This window comes from Iodobacter sp. CM08, assembly GCF_033446605.1.
Classification (GTDB): domain Bacteria; phylum Pseudomonadota; class Gammaproteobacteria; order Burkholderiales; family Chitinibacteraceae; genus Iodobacter.
This window is the reverse complement of the sequence record NZ_JAWQUO010000045.1, coordinates 18,438-37,142: the sequence shown is the minus strand read 5'-3', so window position 1 is coordinate 37,142 and position 18,705 is coordinate 18,438. Positions and strand designations below refer to the sequence as shown.

Annotated in this window: 17 protein-coding genes; 9 read left to right on the top strand and 8 right to left on the bottom strand. The window is 44.8% G+C overall.

Going from position 1 to position 18,705, the window contains the following annotated elements:
• The 8 genes from R6242_RS19430 to R6242_RS19395 all read right to left on the bottom strand — a co-directional run.
• Positions 1 to 118 (bottom strand): transposase (locus R6242_RS19430; RefSeq protein ID WP_318430070.1); only part of this gene is annotated, 118 nt, incomplete at its 3' end.
• Between the two features lie 662 nt (positions 119 to 780).
• The gene (locus tag R6242_RS19425; protein WP_318430068.1) at positions 781 to 3,252 is read right to left on the bottom strand and encodes a hypothetical protein; all 2,472 of its coding nucleotides are present in this window, start codon (positions 3,250 to 3,252) and stop codon (positions 781 to 783) included.
• Positions 3,253 to 3,860: 608 nt separating this feature from the next.
• Positions 3,861 to 4,508: a hypothetical protein gene (locus R6242_RS19420; RefSeq protein WP_318430066.1), complete on the bottom strand. Its 648-nt coding sequence runs from the start codon at positions 4,506 to 4,508 to the stop codon at positions 3,861 to 3,863.
• A gap of 605 nt (positions 4,509 to 5,113) precedes the next feature.
• A protein-coding gene (locus R6242_RS19415) for an IS3 family transposase (protein WP_318430064.1) occupies positions 5,114 to 6,201 on the bottom strand; the annotation gives its coding sequence in 2 pieces (ribosomal slippage) (positions 5,114 to 5,949 and positions 5,949 to 6,201; 1,089 coding nt in all).
• Between the two features lie 283 nt (positions 6,202 to 6,484).
• Complete coding sequence (locus R6242_RS19410; RefSeq protein WP_318430062.1) at positions 6,485 to 7,480, bottom strand: DUF4238 domain-containing protein; 996 nt, start codon at positions 7,478 to 7,480, stop codon at positions 6,485 to 6,487.
• Between the two features lie 165 nt (positions 7,481 to 7,645).
• The gene (locus R6242_RS19405) at positions 7,646 to 8,101 is read right to left on the bottom strand and encodes an RES family NAD+ phosphorylase (protein ID WP_318430060.1); all 456 of its coding nucleotides are present in this window, start codon (positions 8,099 to 8,101) and stop codon (positions 7,646 to 7,648) included.
• The gene (locus tag R6242_RS19400; RefSeq protein WP_318430058.1) at positions 8,098 to 8,571 is read right to left on the bottom strand and encodes an antitoxin Xre/MbcA/ParS toxin-binding domain-containing protein; all 474 of its coding nucleotides are present in this window, start codon (positions 8,569 to 8,571) and stop codon (positions 8,098 to 8,100) included. The genes R6242_RS19405 and R6242_RS19400 overlap by 4 nt, the downstream gene beginning before the upstream one ends.
• A gap of 1,009 nt (positions 8,572 to 9,580) precedes the next feature.
• Complete coding sequence (locus R6242_RS19395; protein WP_318430056.1) at positions 9,581 to 10,729, bottom strand: hypothetical protein; 1,149 nt, start codon at positions 10,727 to 10,729, stop codon at positions 9,581 to 9,583.
• A gap of 695 nt (positions 10,730 to 11,424) precedes the next feature.
• On the opposite strand from R6242_RS19395, the gene R6242_RS19390 reads away from it, so the two are divergent.
• The 9 genes from R6242_RS19390 to R6242_RS19350 are packed head-to-tail and all read left to right on the top strand — an operon-like array spanning position 11,425 to position 18,442.
• Positions 11,425 to 11,934, top strand: a complete 510-nt coding sequence (locus tag R6242_RS19390) for a hypothetical protein (RefSeq protein WP_318430054.1) — start codon at positions 11,425 to 11,427, stop codon at positions 11,932 to 11,934.
• A gap of 16 nt (positions 11,935 to 11,950) precedes the next feature.
• Positions 11,951 to 13,360 carry a type IV secretory system conjugative DNA transfer family protein gene (locus R6242_RS19385; RefSeq protein WP_318430052.1) on the top strand — a complete coding sequence of 470 codons (1,410 nt, stop codon included), beginning with the start codon at positions 11,951 to 11,953 and terminating at the stop codon, positions 13,358 to 13,360.
• Positions 13,353 to 14,606 carry an ATPase, T2SS/T4P/T4SS family gene (locus R6242_RS19380; protein ID WP_318430050.1) on the top strand — a complete coding sequence of 418 codons (1,254 nt, stop codon included), beginning with the start codon at positions 13,353 to 13,355 and terminating at the stop codon, positions 14,604 to 14,606. Before R6242_RS19385 ends, R6242_RS19380 begins: the two co-directional genes overlap by 8 nt.
• Positions 14,599 to 14,853, top strand: a complete 255-nt coding sequence (gene icmT / locus R6242_RS19375; RefSeq protein WP_318430048.1) for an IcmT/TraK family protein — start codon at positions 14,599 to 14,601, stop codon at positions 14,851 to 14,853. The genes R6242_RS19380 and icmT overlap by 8 nt, the downstream gene beginning before the upstream one ends.
• A gap of 25 nt (positions 14,854 to 14,878) precedes the next feature.
• Entirely contained in the window at positions 14,879 to 16,021 is a 1,143-nt protein-coding gene (locus R6242_RS19370; protein WP_318430046.1) for a ParM/StbA family protein, read from the top strand.
• Between the two features lie 5 nt (positions 16,022 to 16,026).
• Complete coding sequence (locus R6242_RS19365) at positions 16,027 to 16,827, top strand: hypothetical protein (RefSeq protein WP_318430044.1); 801 nt, start codon at positions 16,027 to 16,029, stop codon at positions 16,825 to 16,827.
• 12 nt (positions 16,828 to 16,839) lie between these two features.
• Positions 16,840 to 17,223, top strand: a complete 384-nt coding sequence (locus tag R6242_RS19360) for a hypothetical protein (RefSeq protein WP_318430041.1) — start codon at positions 16,840 to 16,842, stop codon at positions 17,221 to 17,223.
• Complete coding sequence (locus R6242_RS19355) at positions 17,214 to 18,122, top strand: thioredoxin fold domain-containing protein (protein WP_318430039.1); 909 nt, start codon at positions 17,214 to 17,216, stop codon at positions 18,120 to 18,122. Before R6242_RS19360 ends, R6242_RS19355 begins: the two co-directional genes overlap by 10 nt.
• A 17-nt stretch (positions 18,123 to 18,139) precedes the next feature.
• Positions 18,140 to 18,442 carry a hypothetical protein gene (locus R6242_RS19350; RefSeq protein ID WP_318430037.1) on the top strand — a complete coding sequence of 101 codons (303 nt, stop codon included), beginning with the start codon at positions 18,140 to 18,142 and terminating at the stop codon, positions 18,440 to 18,442.
• Positions 18,443 to 18,705: the final 263 nt, after the last annotated feature.

Sequence of the window (18,705 nt, the reverse complement as noted above, 5' to 3'; positions counted from 1 at the left end):
TATAAAAAGAGGCAGAGCTCATGCCGTGCTCGCGGCACAAATCGGGGACGGTTGAACCGGCTTCGGCTTGCTTTAAAATCGCCATAATTTGGCTGTCGGAATAGCGTGCTGCTTTCATGTAGAGTTCCTCAAACACTGCGAGAAAATTCTACTTAAAAATGAGCTGGTTTTGTGGGGGGATTACCATCTCTCGAAGGTGATCTCGAAATAAAGCCACAATTTGAATGTCAGTGATGTAGGCCCATGTTGTGTGCCTTTAGAAGAAACCCTGCTCACAGGAGGCAAGCTTCGGCGGGGTTTTCTAAGCTAGGCGTGTTATTGCTAATGAAAGCGTACTGCCTCCCTCGAGAGGCACACTAAAAATGGCTTTTGAGCCATGAAAATGGACAAGGCAAAAATAAAGTATCAGCGCTATGGTTAAAAAGCCAACTAAGTTATTGTTTTGTATAGAAATGCTGAATTTCAAAAAACACGCTTTTACCTGCCCAAAACCACTAAAAAATACCCTCTGAAAAATCCTTTTTATAGATGCTGCTTGCGCCTCGTCTATGGAGCAGTTGCGAAAGCAGCCCTGCATATTGACGAACTCGTTATAAAAACACGACCTGCGTTAGATTGTATTTGATGCTGGAGGCACAATAAAAGCCCACCACGCCCTCGGCAGAGGTTGCAGGTTGTGTTGGGTTGTCAAGAATGAGGGATCGCGCTTGTAGCGATTGTGGGCTGCTTCCTTTGTAAAACAACGCTGATTACCTAGCGGCAATCAGCGTGGGTGATGAATTACAAATCTTCTTTCATATTCACTTCAAATGCACTGCTGTACCGGCTGTAACCAAAGTTGCTGTCGATGATGAGATCCGTGACTGTGGCGTAGGCTAGTTGGTCACTCCCCGTGATTGGATAAGACCAATTAGGGTAATCCCAAAGCGACCAGCCCATTTTGTCTCTGGAAGGCCGTTGATTCAGCTTACCCAGATAATTGAGAAAATTAGGCTGGATATACACCCCGAACACAGCCATTTGAATAGCACTGGCAAAGTTCAGTAGTAGGCCAGCATCCGGCTTGTGACTTATTGCGGTCTCGAAGTGCGTCCACTTTTCTGATTCCGATGAAGCTTGGTATTGGTCTTGAACATACCCTTGGTAATCGCGGGTGGCAGTGGATTGGGGCGGCTGAATGGTTTGGCCGGTCGTATTATCTGACCAACTGACAGGTGCACCAAACGTGGTGCTGTTAGAGATGCGGTTTAAAAGGAGAACTCGACCCCGCGCATTACCTAGGGTTAGTTTATTGGGAGTGGCCCATAGGCGAGGATAACGGTCTATGAAGTTCTTCAGGGCTTTAAGTGCTTCATCACGGTCTTTATCTGGCACTTTGAAGTCGTCAATTTTCAACGACATGACAAGTGCTTCACGGCCATGCTCATTTAGGAATTGAATGCTTTCATCAAGGGCACTCTGTAGTGTCTGGTAGACGTTCAGATTTATAGCCGATCCAATATTGCCATGGCAGGTGTTGAACTCATAACTACCAGGCGTGTTGCCGGATTTAACCTGAAGTCGGATATCAAACAGCCGGATACCGCTCTCCAATTGCTCTGTGAGGCTTAAATTTTGGGTGGCATATAAGCTTCGCCCAAAGCGAAGGATAGCTGCAGAATCATGTGTGCCTGGTAGCGCGATATCTGTTAAATAGGTGGCATCAGGCAATGTAGACATCCAGTCGCAATTGGATGCTGGGCGCAAAACTCGGTCGAGGCTGTTTATTTCTTTGTTGTCATTAAACGCAAAGAGTTGCCATGCCGCTTTGTTCGTGCCGATTACTTTATTGTTGGGATTAGTCTCAACGACATGGTCATTCCCAAATTTATCGCCGCTGGCCGTAAAAAGAGTGCCGTAACTTAAATTCTGGATCTGAAATCGATCATTAAGTCTTGATACATGCCACTGCCATTTGCTGTTGGCCATGCCCTTTTTCAGCACCACAGTAATATCGGTCACACTCGGATCACACTCAGCAACATGATCATCATTATATTTGTCACCGTCTGCAGCAAATAAGAAACCATGCTTCTTATTGCAAAGATAATCTTTCCCCTGGTAGCGATAGAGTTTCCAGTACCACTTATCTGAGTCTCCAGTTTTCTCAGGCGAAACCTCGACGATATGATCGCTGCCTTTCTTATCTGAATCTGCGCCAAACATGTCTCCATTTTGCTCTGCATTATGGAGCCTCATCCAACCAGATTCGAACATCTGATTAGGATCTGCAGGCGAGGAGCGCCATTGGTATCCAGGCTCCGAACTTAGATCCGTATAGCGATTAGGGTTGGCGCGAACGCCGTGATCGTTTCCGTAAACAGCTTTGTCCGTTGCAAATACTTGGCCATGCTTCATATTGACCAACTTGTCATCAAACATGAACCAACGCCATTTCCCATTTCCCGAGCCCTTATTGATCGCCTGCTTCAGCGTAATGACATCAGGATCACATTCCAGGATGAAATTGTCGCCGTCTTTGTCGCTGTCAGCTGCAAACAGAAAGCCGTAGGCTTTGTTTTGGATATAAAGCTGCCCATCCAGCCAATAGAGTCGCCAGTCGTATTTATCACCGACAATATCTTCCCCATCCCCTTGTCTCGTTTCCACAAGATGGTCTGAACCTTTTTTGTCAGACGCTGCCGCGAACAGGTGCCCATATTGGGGGGTATCAAGGTGCATTAATTCGATAGTGGGTTGGCTGCTTTCGACCGGTACAATTTGCCAAACCCACTTGGCTGCCGATTGATTGAGAGATGGGGATGAAGGAGACGCTTCAACGACATGATCGTCGCCCTTTTTGTCGCCATTGGCAGAAAACATTTGCCCATAAGCACCATTGCCTATCAGCCATCCTAAGCCATGTTGCAGTGGAGTAATTTGCCACTGCCACTTTTTACTTTCGGGGACTTGAGCCAGATCCGTCTTGTCCGGAGCGCACTCAACAACATGATCGTTATCGTACTTGTCAGTGTCTGCAGCGAATAAAAACCCGTATTTTTTATTGAGCAGGAAGTAATTTCCTGCTCGCTGATAAATCTTCCACTGGTACTTGTCTGAGCCATCTGGATTTGCAGATGTTTCAACCATGTGGTCGTTATCTTTCTTATCGCTATCTGCTGCGAACAAGCGCCCATAAAGGTTATTGTCTAAAAATAGCCATGTATCAAGAGGTAGCTGGGATGCATTTTTATTGCTGTTTAAATCAGACATGTCAGTTTCCTAAAAAGGTCTTCTAAGCAAGGAGCGGGGCCGTGAGCGCCCACCACGTTAATTGCGTGGCAATCCCTTTAGCCAGCCAACGTATATTTACACAAGTTTTTCGTGGTGTGGAATTGAATGACGAGAGGCTGACTTTCCAAGCAATGAAATGTGAAGCTGCCATTAAGTATTATTCAAGCGAGTGTTTTTACGCTGGAAGCAGGTGCTGGCCCTGCAGAATGACACCGTGCGTGGATATCTACTTCAATCCAGTGTGAGTGGTCTTAAGTTCAATAGTGTGGCTGCGGAGGCATGAGAAAGGGCGGCAAGCGGGGGAGTGGTGCTGGGCTTCTAACGGAAGGTGGCGAAAGACGAGAGGAGGTCAGCAATGAGCTGATGGACAAAGCCAATGCCACAAACCATGAGGAATTCAGTTTTGTTTGTGGTGCTGATCTATCAGAAATGGAATAGAAAGAAGAGGAGCCGGTGGCACGGCAGATCACTTCGAAAAAGGGATTCTTGCTCTTGCTCCCCGTATTAGGCCCTGATGAGTTTCGCCTTTATGCAGGATAAACACCATCATGGGCCTATTAATGAAAGCAGTAGCTATAGAACTGAATTCACTTGGGTGGATTGCTAATGGTATGGAGAGGCAACTGAGCTGTCAGTGAAGCACGTTCCATCGAATAAGGCGTTGTTTCAAGTTTCTGAGCCAGTTTTTCACAAAGAGGTTTCCAGCCTTCCCAGTAATCGACATGGTTGAATTGCTCTTTGTCCCAGATATCTTCCCACCATGACGCTTCGCTTGCTTTACGCAGAGCATTTTTTGGGTGGGTTTTACCGTCAATGAGTGATGAATAAGTGTCCGAATCCATTAGGTAACTTTTGATGCTCATCTTGTTATCGCAGCCAGGCTGGGTGTAATACAAATAAAGAAGTTCAAAAGTAAGCATGAGCCAGGCTAAGGAAGCCTCTCCACCAGAGCCAGTCTGTTCGCTAATATGGTAAGGGGTTTGGTAGGTTGAACATTGACCTGATGAGTTATCGAGAACAAAGGCGAATGCGCCTCTCGACATTTCTCTGATCAGGTGCAACCGGTCGGCTTTAATTAAGAGGCCTAGTCCTTTAATCGGTGATTCTGGGGTGCGAGCATATTCAGCTTTGAACATGTTTTGCTCGCCATGCAGCAGCCAATCAGAATTCGAGTTGAAGTGCTTTGCAATAGAGAGGAGTTGATTTAAAGAAGGCTCTTTTTCCCAAGCATCCACTGCTCTGCAGGTTCGGCATATTCCATTTTGGTGATCAGAGCTAACTGCGAGGCGGAATAGTTTTTTTTAAGAGCAAGGCTGCAATCTTCGATTAGCCGATTTAATCGCCCTGATACCTCTTGTATCCGGATTGATTTTTCCGCCTCATGCGTTACCGGTTGGACCCACGTCTGTAATGCTTTCCATTGCGTTCACGATATCCCACGGTACGCATCGTATGCGCACAGGCGTTGTTAATTCTGATGATTTGTCGCCACGAAAGATGCTAAAGGTCATTTTATTATCCCACTAAGTGAAGAAAGCGAATATGCAGAGGAGCCTAATATAGGCTTTATGCCTCCGTCAAACTGACGAAGGAGGTGTTGTTTGTTTTGTGGTGCTGCCATCAGTGAATTGGACCCAGTATGAGTGGCCATGGCTTGGCTGGGGAAGAGGTGACTATTAAGAGGGGGGGATAGAGGCAGGATTGGATTATTAATGTGGTGCTGGTTATGAAAGAAGGTCATGTCTGTTTTTACTAGTATCGAGTCGACCAGCACCACTTCACTTTCTTTTCTTTATTCTGCGGTAATCCCCCCATTCTTAAGCTCACTTAAAAGTAGAGGTCAGGGATGTAATGCCAGTTTTTGTTTCGGGGTGATGCCGCCCAATCCCATGTGCGGGCGCTCGTTATTGTAAGTCCAAAGCCATTGCGTTGCAGTTTCTTGCACTTCGGCAAGACTTTCAAAATCATCGCAAGCCAGCCATTCATAACGCACAGTTCGATTATAACGCTCGATATATGCATTCTGTTGTGGATTACCTGGCTGAATGTAAGCTAATTCAATCGATTGTTGCTCTGCCCAATTCTTTAGCAGATGGCTAATATATTCAGGGCCATTATCGGACCTGATTCGTTTGGGCTTGCCGCGCCATTCGATGATTTGATTCAGACTGCGTATTACACGCTCTGCTGGCAAAGAGAAATCGACTTCAATGCCCAATCCTTCACGATTAAAATCATCAATCACATTGAATAAGCGAATGCTGCGGCCATCGGCCAATTGATCGTGCATAAAATCCATCGACCACGTTTCATTTTTTGCTGCCGGCACTGCTAATGGCGCTGGCGTTTCGCGTTCTAAGCGCTTTTTAGGTTTAATCCGCAGATTTAACTCTAAATCACAGTAAATTCTGTAGACGCGTTTATGGTTCCAGTGTTTTTTCTTGACGTTGCGCAGATGTAAAAAACAAAGGCCAAAGCCCCAGTTACGATGAGTTTCCGTGAGCTGGAGCAATGAATCAGCGATTTGAACATTTTCTGCATCCAGCTTGGCCACGTAACGATAGCATGTCGTGCTGATTACAAAACTGGCGCAAGCCGCACGAATGGACACGGCCTTGGTTTCAACGGCCCAGCGAGCCATCTCGCGACGCTGAGATGGCTTTACCACTTTTTTGACATGGCCTCCTTGATGATATCCGCCTGCATTTGGGCTTCGATATACATCTTTTTAAGGCGCTTGTTTTCGTCCTCCAGTTCTTTCATCCGCGTCATCATCGAGACGTCCATGCCGCCAAATTTAGCGCGCCACTTATAGAAAGAGGCAGAACTCATGCCGTGCTCGCGGCACAGATCGGGGACGGTCGATCCGGCTTCAGCTTGCTTTAAAATCGCCATAATCTGGCTGTCGGAATAGCGTGCTGCTTTCATGTAGAAGCTCCTCAAAGACTGCGAGAAAATTCTACTTAAAAATGAGCTGGTTTTGTGGGGGGATTACCCTGCGAACAGATTCAGATTCTTTTCAGGTTCTTTGACGCTTGGATTTGTCCTTGTCCTGTTGTGCCGCCTGCGACGTCAGCGCCATGTTTCCAACTAAGTGCAACGACTCTAATAATGGAACATTCGTTCTATATAGTGCTACTGTACCAATCTGCTGGTGAACGTTGCACAACACTAACTCAGTAAATGGCGCACTTCTCATTTTTCATTGCTATTAACCCCCTTTCGCCCTATTCGGAATCTTCTTATTTCGCCTGCAAATAAACTGTTGGAATGGTTGTATGGCCTCCTTAGTGTTTCCAATGATGTGAAGCATTGCTTGAGCTGCAACTTTGGTATTGAACTCTTTGGCCGTGGCTTCGTCGACTTCGTTCTTGCCTGGCATGAACCGATTAGAATCGCAAATGATGTAGGCTACTGTCGGAGAGATGGGATAGAAGCAGTCAGCATTCAGTGGCACAACAAATTCAGTTTCCGATACGCATGTGTGGACATTCACGATAGGTTGGTCGGATGTAATAAAAGGCACAGGTGTATTGTTAATCAATAATGCATGGGTGTTGTCGTGGATGCTGGAGTAGAAATAGGTGCCGACATTCATACCTAACAAATAGCTAAGGAACCACCATGCTCCAGTAGTTGCGTTAGCATGATTAATTTCCGAGTCGTTGCGTCGAGGCAATGATTTGGCCACTCCGTCCCGGAAGGTCTTAGTACGAACCATTTGGTGACCGAGGAAAAACATAAAAGCAATCATGTTCTGCTGGTCCTGAAGAACATCTAGTTCTCCTTCAGCAAGAGCAGCCAAGATGGGGCTTGCCGATCTTTCATGGATGGAGTGAAGGTTTTCCAGAGCGTTGCATTTCAGAGCATGAATCATGTTCTCAGAGCGAATATCCCGAATGTTCCTTTTTCGAAATTTTGACTCTGTTGTTTGGATCGTTAGGAATTGATTCAGGATGTTTAAATGCAGCTGCTGCTGTTGGTCGGAGCACTGTTCAGAATATGCTTTGATTATTTCTATATGCGTTGGCGTGAGAAAACTTAATTTGTAGAAGTAGTCGTCAACAGCAATTGCTTTCACACTGTCGTGAGCAATCTTCCCTGTCTTCGTTGTGTAGAAAACATTTTTCCTATCTTTACTCCAGCGAAGAAGATAGTTTGCCCAGACCACATGGTGTCTCTTTTTTGCTTCTAGGTACTTATTCAAAATAGCTCCTGTTTTTTTGGCTATGACTGCCTCACACTAGGGTCGACACATAATCAAGGGCCATGATCTCTTTGTTATCCCTGCATGCTCTGCCCAGTGAGGTATGAGCAATGGCTCTTGATGGGTTTGTGGTGCTGCAAACTCGGTGTTGTCGTGTCTGGCTGGCTATGTTCTTAGGGGCTTAATAAGACGCGCATCCAGTGGGTGCGGTTTTGCCTCTAGTACCTTGCAGTGTTGTGCATCTGGATGAAGAGGGTTTAGAAGGTAGTTGTTCCCTGCATCAATGAGGGCACTCGGAACACGAAGTAATGCTGAAGGCGCTTCAGTCAACCACTTAGTGCCTAATGACTGAGTGAAGTCTTTGTTTCCTTTCCAGTCATCAGGAAACGATCCTACATCGGTTTCCATCACAGCAACGACTTCTGGGATTTCTACTTTTAAGAGTTGAAAAGTGCTTGGGAAAAAATCCATATCAAGATGCACGATCATTTCTAGCATGCATGATGCTGGGTGATCTGCCAGGTAGACGACACGATGACCTGCATCGTGCCATCTTCCTTCCGCATGAATCCCGCCTAAGCCGTTTAAATCCGAATAATTGCTGATTCGCCATAAAATCACGCGAAATACCCTTCATTAATCTGCACCATCATTTTTTCTACTAACTTTGCACCTGACTCAGTTTGGGCTGCTTCGAGTGGGGCCATTCCATTAAGAACCTTGTTAGGTTGGCGCAACCATTTAGTAGCAAGCTTCTGTTCGCCGAATGTCATTTCAGCAGAGGCAAGCACAGAAGCGAGTCGAATGACCTTCTCCGTCTCATCTTGGCGTAAGGGCTCGTTATTGCTTCTACGGTGCGATAGCGTGCGCTGGGGGATGATCCAGTCCAGTTCAGAACGGACGAGCCCCTCTTGGGTAGCCAGTCGCTCGATGGTCAGCGGCGAAATCCCAGCCCGAGTGATAATAATCAATTCAGAATAGTTTCTGAGGTTGGTTTTTAAGCCAAGCATCGCAGACAGGCGTTTTAAAAAGATGGATGCACGAGAGGGTCGGACTTCCAAGCTGTCAAATTTGAATTGAACATTTTCCATAATTATCTCCATGGTCCATCGTGGCAATATGCCACTTCATCATAGGCATATTGCCGCCATGAGGCAATTGTAATCACGGGCTACTGCTGAGAGGTTGGTGACCATGGGTTGTGTCAGCTTTGTAGGTAGGTGGAATAGTCAAGAATAGGGCGGCAGGCCATTAGATGAAGTAAAGATGACTTCGTTGCTAGAAGAAGGTGAGTGCCGTGGTGCTGTATAGGTAGGATGTGAGTGAGCAGAGCGCATAAGGGGTGATATAGGGGTGAGTATTAAAAGCTGGTGGTGAACAACCCAAGCAGAGATGAGCGTTTTTGGTGGGTATTTGCAGCCCATGTGAGCGACAAACAAAATTGCATATTTTTTTTCGCAAATGTAGAATGACTTCAGAGACGTATGTACTACTGCCTACGAACGAACATCAGCACTCTTTTTAATGCACTCCTTGAGTGCATTTTTTTTTGCTCAGATAGACTCAGCGAGTACATTAATTAAATATTTTTGTTTTTGTTGCTGCTACCCGCCCCGCGATCAATTCCCTACCTGTCCTTCCTACACCCTCCACTGAGCTTTACCTTTTACCCTCTGCCCTACAGTTTTCTAAGCAGGATAAGTCAAGATTTTTTGTTTAAAATCGACACGGATTTCTCGCGTATCAAAAATATTACATGCAATTTATGAGTTGTTTAACATCAAAATAATTTTCAGACAAAAACCTTCAGCCTTGGAGTGGGTGCTTCTTTTTTAATCCGATGCTGCATGGTTAAGCGAGCGATGGCATTTATTCAGTGCAGAAAAAGATGAGTAAATAGGGGGCCACTTAGCGGCGGTTGCCTCATAATATTTTCAAATAATTTAGATGAATTGATGTGTGAAAGTTTGGATTGTGAAGGAAGTTTTCACATATTTTGAAAAACAAGTTTTGATAAAAAAGGAAGCGTGGGCAATAAAGAATTTATTGCAGAGGTGGCAATAATAAAGGGGTGGCTATTTTACATAGCCACCCCTTTTCTTATGGATTTGAAACTTGAAGTGGATCTGTTTCTTGCTTGATGAAGTCCGGTGTGGGTGAGCGTTGTTTATTGGTATTTGAAACAGCACTTACAGAATCGACTGTAGGTTTAATTTTTAATCCGCTTGAATCGCCTTTAATTCCAGTTCCGTAATGAAGTTGATGCGTCCTTGTGCTGGAGTGCCCACCTATGGCAGCGATTTCTTCACGACTAATTTTTCCATCACTAAATGCGGCTTTTGCATTAGCAAACATTTGATGTCTAAACGTGTATAGCGTCGAGTTATCTAGCTCATCTGTAATTCTTTTCTTGGCCATCCGTGAGCTGGTTATATTTAGGTCAGGAGCTAAAGCCTTCCAATTACATTCCTTATTTAGCCATTTAATTACATAGCGACTAATCCAGCTTCCAACTTTTTTCCTTAGTCGTGTTGAAGTTATATTTCTTATTTCATCGTGGCTATAAACGGCACCGTCTTTGCTAATTGATTCCTTAATGGCAGTGACGGCTCCAATGGCTAGTTCAATCGTTTCTATATCCTCTTTACTGGCCCCATTTAAAATAATGGTACGGTATTCACCATTGGCTCTGCCATTTGAGGCTTTGGCATTTTTTATTACAAGTGTTTGATTCTTTTCTAATTCATTATCGCATAAATCAGCGTCAATCCATTCTATTGGGCGTATTCCTGAAATAATAGTTGCCTTAATTATGTCTATTACCCATTTGTTGTGTACTTTATGGTTTTCGCTTAGTTGTTTAATTCTGTATTCCAAAATGGTTAGGGAGTTTTTTGTTAATCCCTTCGATTTCTTTGATGATGTTCTTAGCATCATTAGCTTGTCTTTTTGAGTGCCTTCTTTAGCGAATCTTCTTCTCGTTGATTCTTCTTCTAGTAGCTCAATTGCACGCAGTTCGTTTCTATTGTTCTCTTCAATGAATGCAATAATTGCTGCACGATATTGTCGCCATGTTGATGTGCGTCTTGATAATGATAATTTAATAACGTACTCCACAACCACAATAACAGGCACATTTTCAATTGCTGTATTGTGCATTTTTGCTAATGTTTTTTGCCATCCAAGATATCGTTTTAAGTAATTGGAATGGGTTCCTTGATGCCTTGTTGTTTCATCTGTTTTCCACATTTTTTTTACTCAACTTTAATTAATTTTATTGCGAAAAATATTTGCTCTGTAACAAAGAAAAACTTGATACGACGTAACAAAAGCCCTCACGTTACATGCCCATTAATTTTAGGAATATAACACGGGAAAATTTGATACGTATGGAGAAAATTTTGATGGACGGGGAGAGGTGCTTTGAGGGGGGAATTGGGGGTAAGCAGAGAAAGGGGGAGGGGGCAAAAATATGGGGGGGGGGTACAAGTAAAGAGCTAGATGAAGAATGAGGCACCAAAACCATGGTGGTTGCCGGGGCGGCCTCTTCATGGTTGTTTTTGGGTTGTTTTATGGAGTCCCGATGGATTCTTTTTCGGTTTCTTTTTGGATGTTGTGCGATTTCCTGTCGGATACCGTGTTTATGTTGTTGATTTTTAAGTATTAAAAATAACTTCGTAGAATACGAACCGTAAATATATTTATTCAAATAAAACCACGAAATTAATGTATAGTTGCGTCTTCGAATGAGTACATAAAGAACTCCTTATATACCTAAAAAAGATAGGTTTTGATGGGTAGCTCGACTGACTATTGAAAACAGAATGCAAATAGTCTTGCTTACGGATTGATTTGGGCGGTTTTTGTTTTTATGAGAGTGCTCCGTTCTGGGGAACGTGTATTATTTGAAAGCAATTTTTTTCAACTAAGAACGGAGTTTTTGAATGAAAAAAGCTTTGAGTACGATTGCAGTTCTGTGTGCAAGTTCTCTTTTTGCTGGATGCGCTACCCCGGAGAAAGCTCTTCCGGAGTTGAGCTCCCTCGAAAAAAGCGAGATGAAGCTAACGCTGGATCTTCTGAATGAATCAACAGCTATGGCCGTAAATGCTCAGCGAGAGTTGGCGTTGTCTGCTGATGCAAGAGTTCGGAGGGAGAGTAATTTACGTAAGCGATTCTTAACGGATAAAGTTGATTACAACTTCTATGGCGATGCAAGTCAGATTCTTTCTGATGTCGCAAATACCTATGACTATTCTTTTAAAGAATATGGTATCAAGCCAATTGGTGGTGTTTTGGTAAACGTCCTGGTGAAAAACATGTCAGGTGTTGATTTAATTAAAACCATTGCATATGCAGACCCTGGGCAACGAATTGATGTTCGGTTGACGGATTCAGAAATAGTTATTTATTACAAAGAAACTTCCAATACGTCAATTAAACGTTTGTCTCGTTAAAAAGGGCCATATAAATATGGAAGCAATTGATAATGCTTTTGATAATGCCGCTATATTTGCAGCGGAATATCGAGAAGCCAGTTCTGCTCAGAAAGAGAATAAGGTTAAATTTACGGATTACACTACTTTGATTGGTTTGTCCGAAGACTCCTTTTATTCGAAAAATGGTGGTAAGGCTCCAGTTCGTGGGGGCGACAAGGCGAGTGAAGATGAGTCAATTCGCGTAAAGGCAGTCAGGGAAGCAGGCTTTGCAGCAAGTGTGCGATTGGCACTTATTTGGCGTACTAAGCTGACGAACAAAGCCCTTGATATGGCTGGTCGCAACTTAGACACTATCTATAACTTCTCGAGTCTGATGATTGATTCACGTGTGATCCCTCCCGTTTTGACTGAGCTGCGGAACGTTTCAAACAATGAAGATGCGCGAGTAGTTCGCACAAATTCGCGAGTATATAAGATTACTTCTGATGCGAAATTTTCATCACGGGCCCCTAGCTGGCGGTCGTATTTGTATCGGGACTACTCTTCGAACGTGCTCCCTGATGCGTCGATGTTGCCGAGAAACAGTGTTGAACAAGCTGCGTGGAATAAGGGTGTTCAGGACGGATGGCCCATAGGCGTAGAACAAGCGGTCGATATTTTTCGGCAGGATGTAGATATTCTCAGGCGAGATTTTGGTGGCATGGTTCTTTACCACCGACTGGCCGATCAAAACATGATCAGCATTCCTGTCGTTGCTGAGGCGAAATTACCTCTGAACGCAACCGGTGCCGAGATGGAAGTTGATGGAACAGTATTACAGCTGGTGGCAATTCCTCAGTTTGTGAATAACCGTGAAGCCTGGCGACCTCTTGTTCTTGAGAAAACAATCAATGAACAGCCCGCCAATACCAGTCGTGACCCTGCGGTGACTTCAAACCAGCCGGTGATCGTGTATGACAGCCGATTCTCTGTAAAAAGAAAAGCAGATGGGAAGTCGGCGTCTTTAGCAAAGGCGACAACAAAACAAAGGATCGAAACGAAAGGCATCCCGGATGCATCAATTGTCCTTCTAAAGAAAGACGATGTTGAAAGTGAAGCCGAAGAAGCCGAAGACATGGATTTGCTGATCGGGCAGAAGGTTTTAGAGCAAGCGTTAGCTGAAGATTTAAAGGCTAAAAGTTCAAATGCCAAACCAGCACCGATGCCGTTGCCAGAAAAAGAAGCACCTCAAGTAGTACGCCCTCCTCAACAATCCGGAGCGAATGTTGATAAGGGGCTGGCTATCGGCAACGGACGGTATGCACAGAATCCGGCGCTTGATTCAATGATAGGACAACAAGTGTTGAAAGAAATTGCACCGATTGTAGAAGGCCGAAAACGTGCTATCGCTGAAGCAGTTGCAGGAATGGTAAATCAAGGAATGAGTACCAAAACAAATGATTAATGCATCAGGTGGCTTGAGGAGAGGCAATGGAATAAAACCGCAGCTAGAACACGGCGTATACATTCCCCCTTCGTTTAATGATGAGAAGGAGTGGCAAGCATTAATGCTTCAGTGTGTTAGGTCTGGTGCCAGTGATATTTATCTGAATACCGGTAAGCCATTAACTGCTGATATTTGGGGAAGGATGCATACATTAACCGTGCCAGGCAGAAGGATTTCGCAAGGCGAGGCGTCGGAAATATTGCGTTGGATGATGGCAGATGGTGTGATTACCCGAGTGAGCTCAGGAGACCCTCAGCCATCGAGTTATTCAATCACGGACCCTGATCAGACAAATAAGACTTTTGATGGATCACAAGTCCGTTATCGATTCCGGGTTAATGCATCCCGTGTTCGTTACAGATCAGATCTTGGCCTGCAGGTTGTTATTCGTATTTTGCAATCAGAGCCACCAAGGCTCGTTTTTGAGGAGGATTTAGCGGACTTTGGATACGTACCTGGGCAGGTATATGTTCCTCGCGATATGTTTGAAGGGATGTTATCTCCCAATGGACTGAGCCTGATTAGTGGACCAACCGGATCGGGAAAAACCACAACGTTTGCAGGAATGTTGCGTGCTCTGGGCGAGTGGGAGGATTCTCCAATCAGAGGTAATTATTGTATTGGAGAATCGCCAACAGAATTTGTTTTTGATTCTGTGATGTCGTCCCATTCAGACTATGCGCAGCAAGAAATAGGTAGTGACGTTGGTTCGTTTGCTGATTTTGTGCGTGATTTAATGCGTCGGCATCCTGCCCTGGGTGTGATTGGTGAGATACGCGACACAGAGACTTGTGATGCAGCAATGCAGTTGGCGTTAACCGGGCACCCTGTTTGGGCAACGGTTCATACCAATGACGTTCCATCAATAATTCCACGCCTCTTGACTCAATACACCCCGGATGCACGGCCCGCAGCAATGGCAGATTTGATTGGTACTTCTCGAATGTTGATCAATCAAACCCTAGAAAAGACCTTGGATGGGCGTCGAACTGTACTTCGAAGTTATCTAAAGATAACGCCAAAAATACAGCAAAACCTCGCCCTTAGTACCTCAGATATAGATCTGAAGCGAAGAATTACTAAGTTCATGTTCTCTGACGGTGTGAGTAAAACTGCAGCCGCACAAAAAGCATTTGAACGCGGATTGATCGATGCTGAAACTTTAAATCGTGTTGCCGCTAGAGAGGAAGCAGAATATGAGTAGAAATGTCGTTGATACCCACTGGCGCAAGACAGGTGGCACAACTCGGGTAGGGCCCATTGATGCAATGGCATTTATCCCTGTTCCGCTATGGGTTATTTGGAAAAGTTGGTTCGTTTTTGGTCTGATTGTCGTATTCATTGCATTTTTCTATTTTATCCAGACCAAGGGTTTTTCAACCCGAGTGATTTTTAGAAAAATGCGTTTATTTGTAAGTGGACAGCGAAAAACCGTTCGTCACTATTGGTAGTTAAAAACTTTTTGGAGTCAGGGATATGGGTCGTAAGAATGTTGTTTATGTTGGCCATGATGATGGTCATTATGGTCAAAAATTGGCTATTGAACCGGGCGTCGTATCGCATTGCCCTATTACAAAAGATGCACTTGATCCGAGTGCAATTTTTGAATTCATGATGCCTTCTCGTGTGGCGATTGGTGCGATTGCAGGCAATGCAGTTCTGGAAACAGACGACAAGAATGTGTATGAAGTCACATATGTTCTTGGCGCAACGACTGTAACAGAACGCTACACCGTGGTTGGGGAAGAAGCGTCGAGCTTGCAAGTCATGGATACACGATCAAAAGAATTCCCAGTGTCAGGTGGATTGATTGCTTTGATTTACCACTCGCTTTATTTGGCAGGTTTGGGGGGGAAGGAAGTCAACCTCACCACAGGCCTACCTTATGACCGGTTCTACCTACCTGGTGGCCTTAAAAATGATGAGCTTATCAACCGTAAGACCAAGCACATCCTGAGCGCCAAAGTCCGTAATTTGAACCCAAAAGTCGTATTGCCAATAATCGTGGACCACCAGGTTGCCCCTGAAGGCGTAGTTGGTCATGTTGATATGTTGGTGAGTGATCTAGGCAAGATCAATCATGAATATTTCAGTAATTTAAAGTTGGCTCCAATCGGCTTTGTTGATATTGGTGGCAATACCACGGATGTGGTTGTTATTAAGCAGGGTGGGGTTGACATGGACCATCAGCGCAGCTTCACAATAACAGCAGGTGGTTTGCATGTAGAAACAGACATTGAAAAAGATCTGCGGTCTCAGACTCATCCCGATATTAAACTCGATCCTGGTTATATTTTACCTCGGTCAACGATGGAGCAGTTAGCACGTACAGGTAAGATCCGCATGCGCGGGAAGACCATTGATTTGTCCGATTCTTTGGTTACTCCAGCCAAGCGTACTCAAGCCACTCGAATCATGAATGACATTCGGGCCAAAATGAAAGGAGCCAATGATCTGGATGGCATTTTTTTGATTGGTGGTGGCTCTCTATTGTTGGCGGATGAAATTAAAAACCAGATGAGTGAGGACACTAATATCACCCTGGTAGAAAACGGCGAATTTGCTAACGCCCGTGGGATGCTGAAAAAGACGCTCTATTTGGATATGGACGAAGCGTAATTTCTATGACTATGAAAAAGCGATTGGCATTACCTCGTGACGCGCTGTTATGTTCACCGGAGCTGGATAAGGTTGCATCCTACTTTGAAAAAAACAGTGACCAATTACACGGGCTATTTAGTGGGTTCCTGCTTTCAATGGTTATCGAAGGATTGAAAAGTAAAGAAATCCTCGAAATGGTTGAAAGCGATGACCTTTCCAGTGTGATAAGTGCAGCAAACCAGGCTGATATGAACATCGTGGTTCAACGTTATTCATTCCGCAGAACTCACGGGGTGACGACAGCCGCTTCTTTGGAAAGGAATAAGCCGGAAAGAACGCTTGTTAAACAAAGGAGCACAGGAGCAAAGCTGGCTACTGCGCCGAGGCTGGATGGTGAAAAAAACCTTCAGGCCGAAAGCCACCAGTCAACAGCTTGGTCAAATGCAGCTGTTGGGGCCCCAGCCCCAGCTCTGGCTCTGGCTACGGCCCCAACTCCAGCTCCGGAATCAGCGCCCGTATCGATGCAGGAGCAAAGAGTTAATCAGGCTCCTGCGCCTGAGTTTGCGCAGGTATTTTCTTCGGTGATTGAAGAAAATTTGGGAGCAAACCACCATGGTGGTCTGGAAAGCGCCAGCGTCGAAAAGACTGAACAAATCGAAGAGGTCGGGGTAAACGAAGTGCCTACAAATGATCCTCTTCCTGGTCAGGTAGCAAAGAGTGAAATGAATGAAGTGCCTTCCAAAACGGAAGGAGAAGATGTAGCTGAAAATTCGAAAACCCAAAAAACGAGCCTTCAGTACGAAGGTTACCGTTTAAAATTTTAAGGGATCTGTATTTTGAAACGTTTATTATTAAGTGCGCTTTTGGTGATTTCAGGGTTTTCTCATGCAGGTTTTATCGATGGGACGACCGACCAGGTAAGCAGCACAACGGATGAGCCAAAACGGCAAGTTCCTCCTGATGTCCAGGGGGGGGATATCACTGCATCGTGCGTAGCACATTTGCGTGAGAAAGGATTTTCCTTTTACGATAAAGCCGATATGGAGATGGCAAATTACAAAGAGCTTGTGGCGCGAGCTGAGCTTATTAAGCCAATCGTAAATGTTGAAAAAGAAATTGTTTTGGTTGAAGCGTCTTGCCCGGTTGCCCCCAAGCCTGTGAAGAAAAATAAAAAGCAAGCAAATAAGAAACCAACCCCAAAGGCCATGTCGTGCAGTTAAATCATATTTTATGTGGGATTCTGGCGGCCAGTGCGCTGCCAGTTTTTGCTGGGTATGAGCAATTAGAAAACCGGGACCTTCGCCGGGCAACTGCGTGGGCCGCAGGAAGTAATGGACAGTCGCAGATTGATGTAATTGCTAAATTTACCAAACGACCTGCATCGGAGTTTTTCGTTCGGCCATCCCCAGTAAAGTATTTGTGGGTGGTGAGGGATCGTAAAGATGATGCAGCAGCCGTTGTTAATCAAGATGCAAATTTGATTATGCTGCCCGGCAATCAAGTCATTAACGTGAGCACCCGTGAGGTTGTGGATAAAGAGGGGGTTGATATTCTGAAGGCAGGAATCTTACAGAATATTAGTCCTGACCTCATTTTGGAATACAAAATGGGGTCGGGTGAAGGGAGGAACCTATTTTTATGGACTGCAGTCGATTGTCCGTCATGCACGAAACTTGATAATTCAATTGATGCCATTACTCGAGGCATGGATGGTGTCATCCGCATGGTCCCAACAAGCATTAACCCCATCAATAAATTCACGGTAAATAGGATTTGGTGCAGCTCAGATCCAGCAAAAGCATGGTCTGTTTGGATGAGGGAGAAAAAGCTGCCTAATCCCTCGAAAGCAGACTCTGTAGTAAAGGGGTGTGAAAAAGGTTATACGCTTGCTGAAGATCTATCTGCAGTGCTTACCTCTGTTGGATGGCCAATTTATGGGACGCCCAGTATTATTTATGAGAACGGCTTTGTTTCGCCACATATCTTGAGAACAGTCGGTGAGAGAGGGAGTAATTTATTAACTGTTCCTGCGCGAGTAAACGTGCTCAAAACTGGCTTTGTGGAAGTTCCTAATGTTTGGAAGGCCCTGCCAAAGGCCAAGATTTCATCGTCAAAATAGAGCATGGGATTGCCAGTGTGAAAGTAGACCAAGACAAAAGCACTATCGACATGTTTGGTTTTAAACCCAAAGGGCGGCCTGCAACGGGTCGAGCCTTAACGAACAAAGAAAGGTCGAGGCGTTTTCGTAAAAGTAACTTTTTCATTAAAATCGATAGGAAATCTTTCCAGTCTGGGTATGATCATGCGCAAAAGGGGCTCCTTGAAACTGGGGAGCCGCCTGGAGTCGATGGTTTCAGTTGGCAAATGGGGTGGTTTGTGGGGATGGGTAAAGTGGCCCCGGTAGGAAAAATTGCTGAAGTTTTAGAAAGCATGAAATAAACGAGCACTTACCCTTGGTTGCTCGTTACAACGCACAATTGAAGCCCAACCTGTTGCATGACGTGTGCGACTTTATCAAATTGGCACGTAGGCTTTCCAGCCTCAATTTCGCCAATGATTCGATTGCCTACATTAGCCTGAATAGCCAACGCTTGTTGGCTCAGGCCCATCTCATTCCTTTTGGCCCGTAGAATTTTACCCACATCTTTGAGTGACGTAATATTGCTCATTATGTTACCGCTCGGTACTGGATATTGTGATTG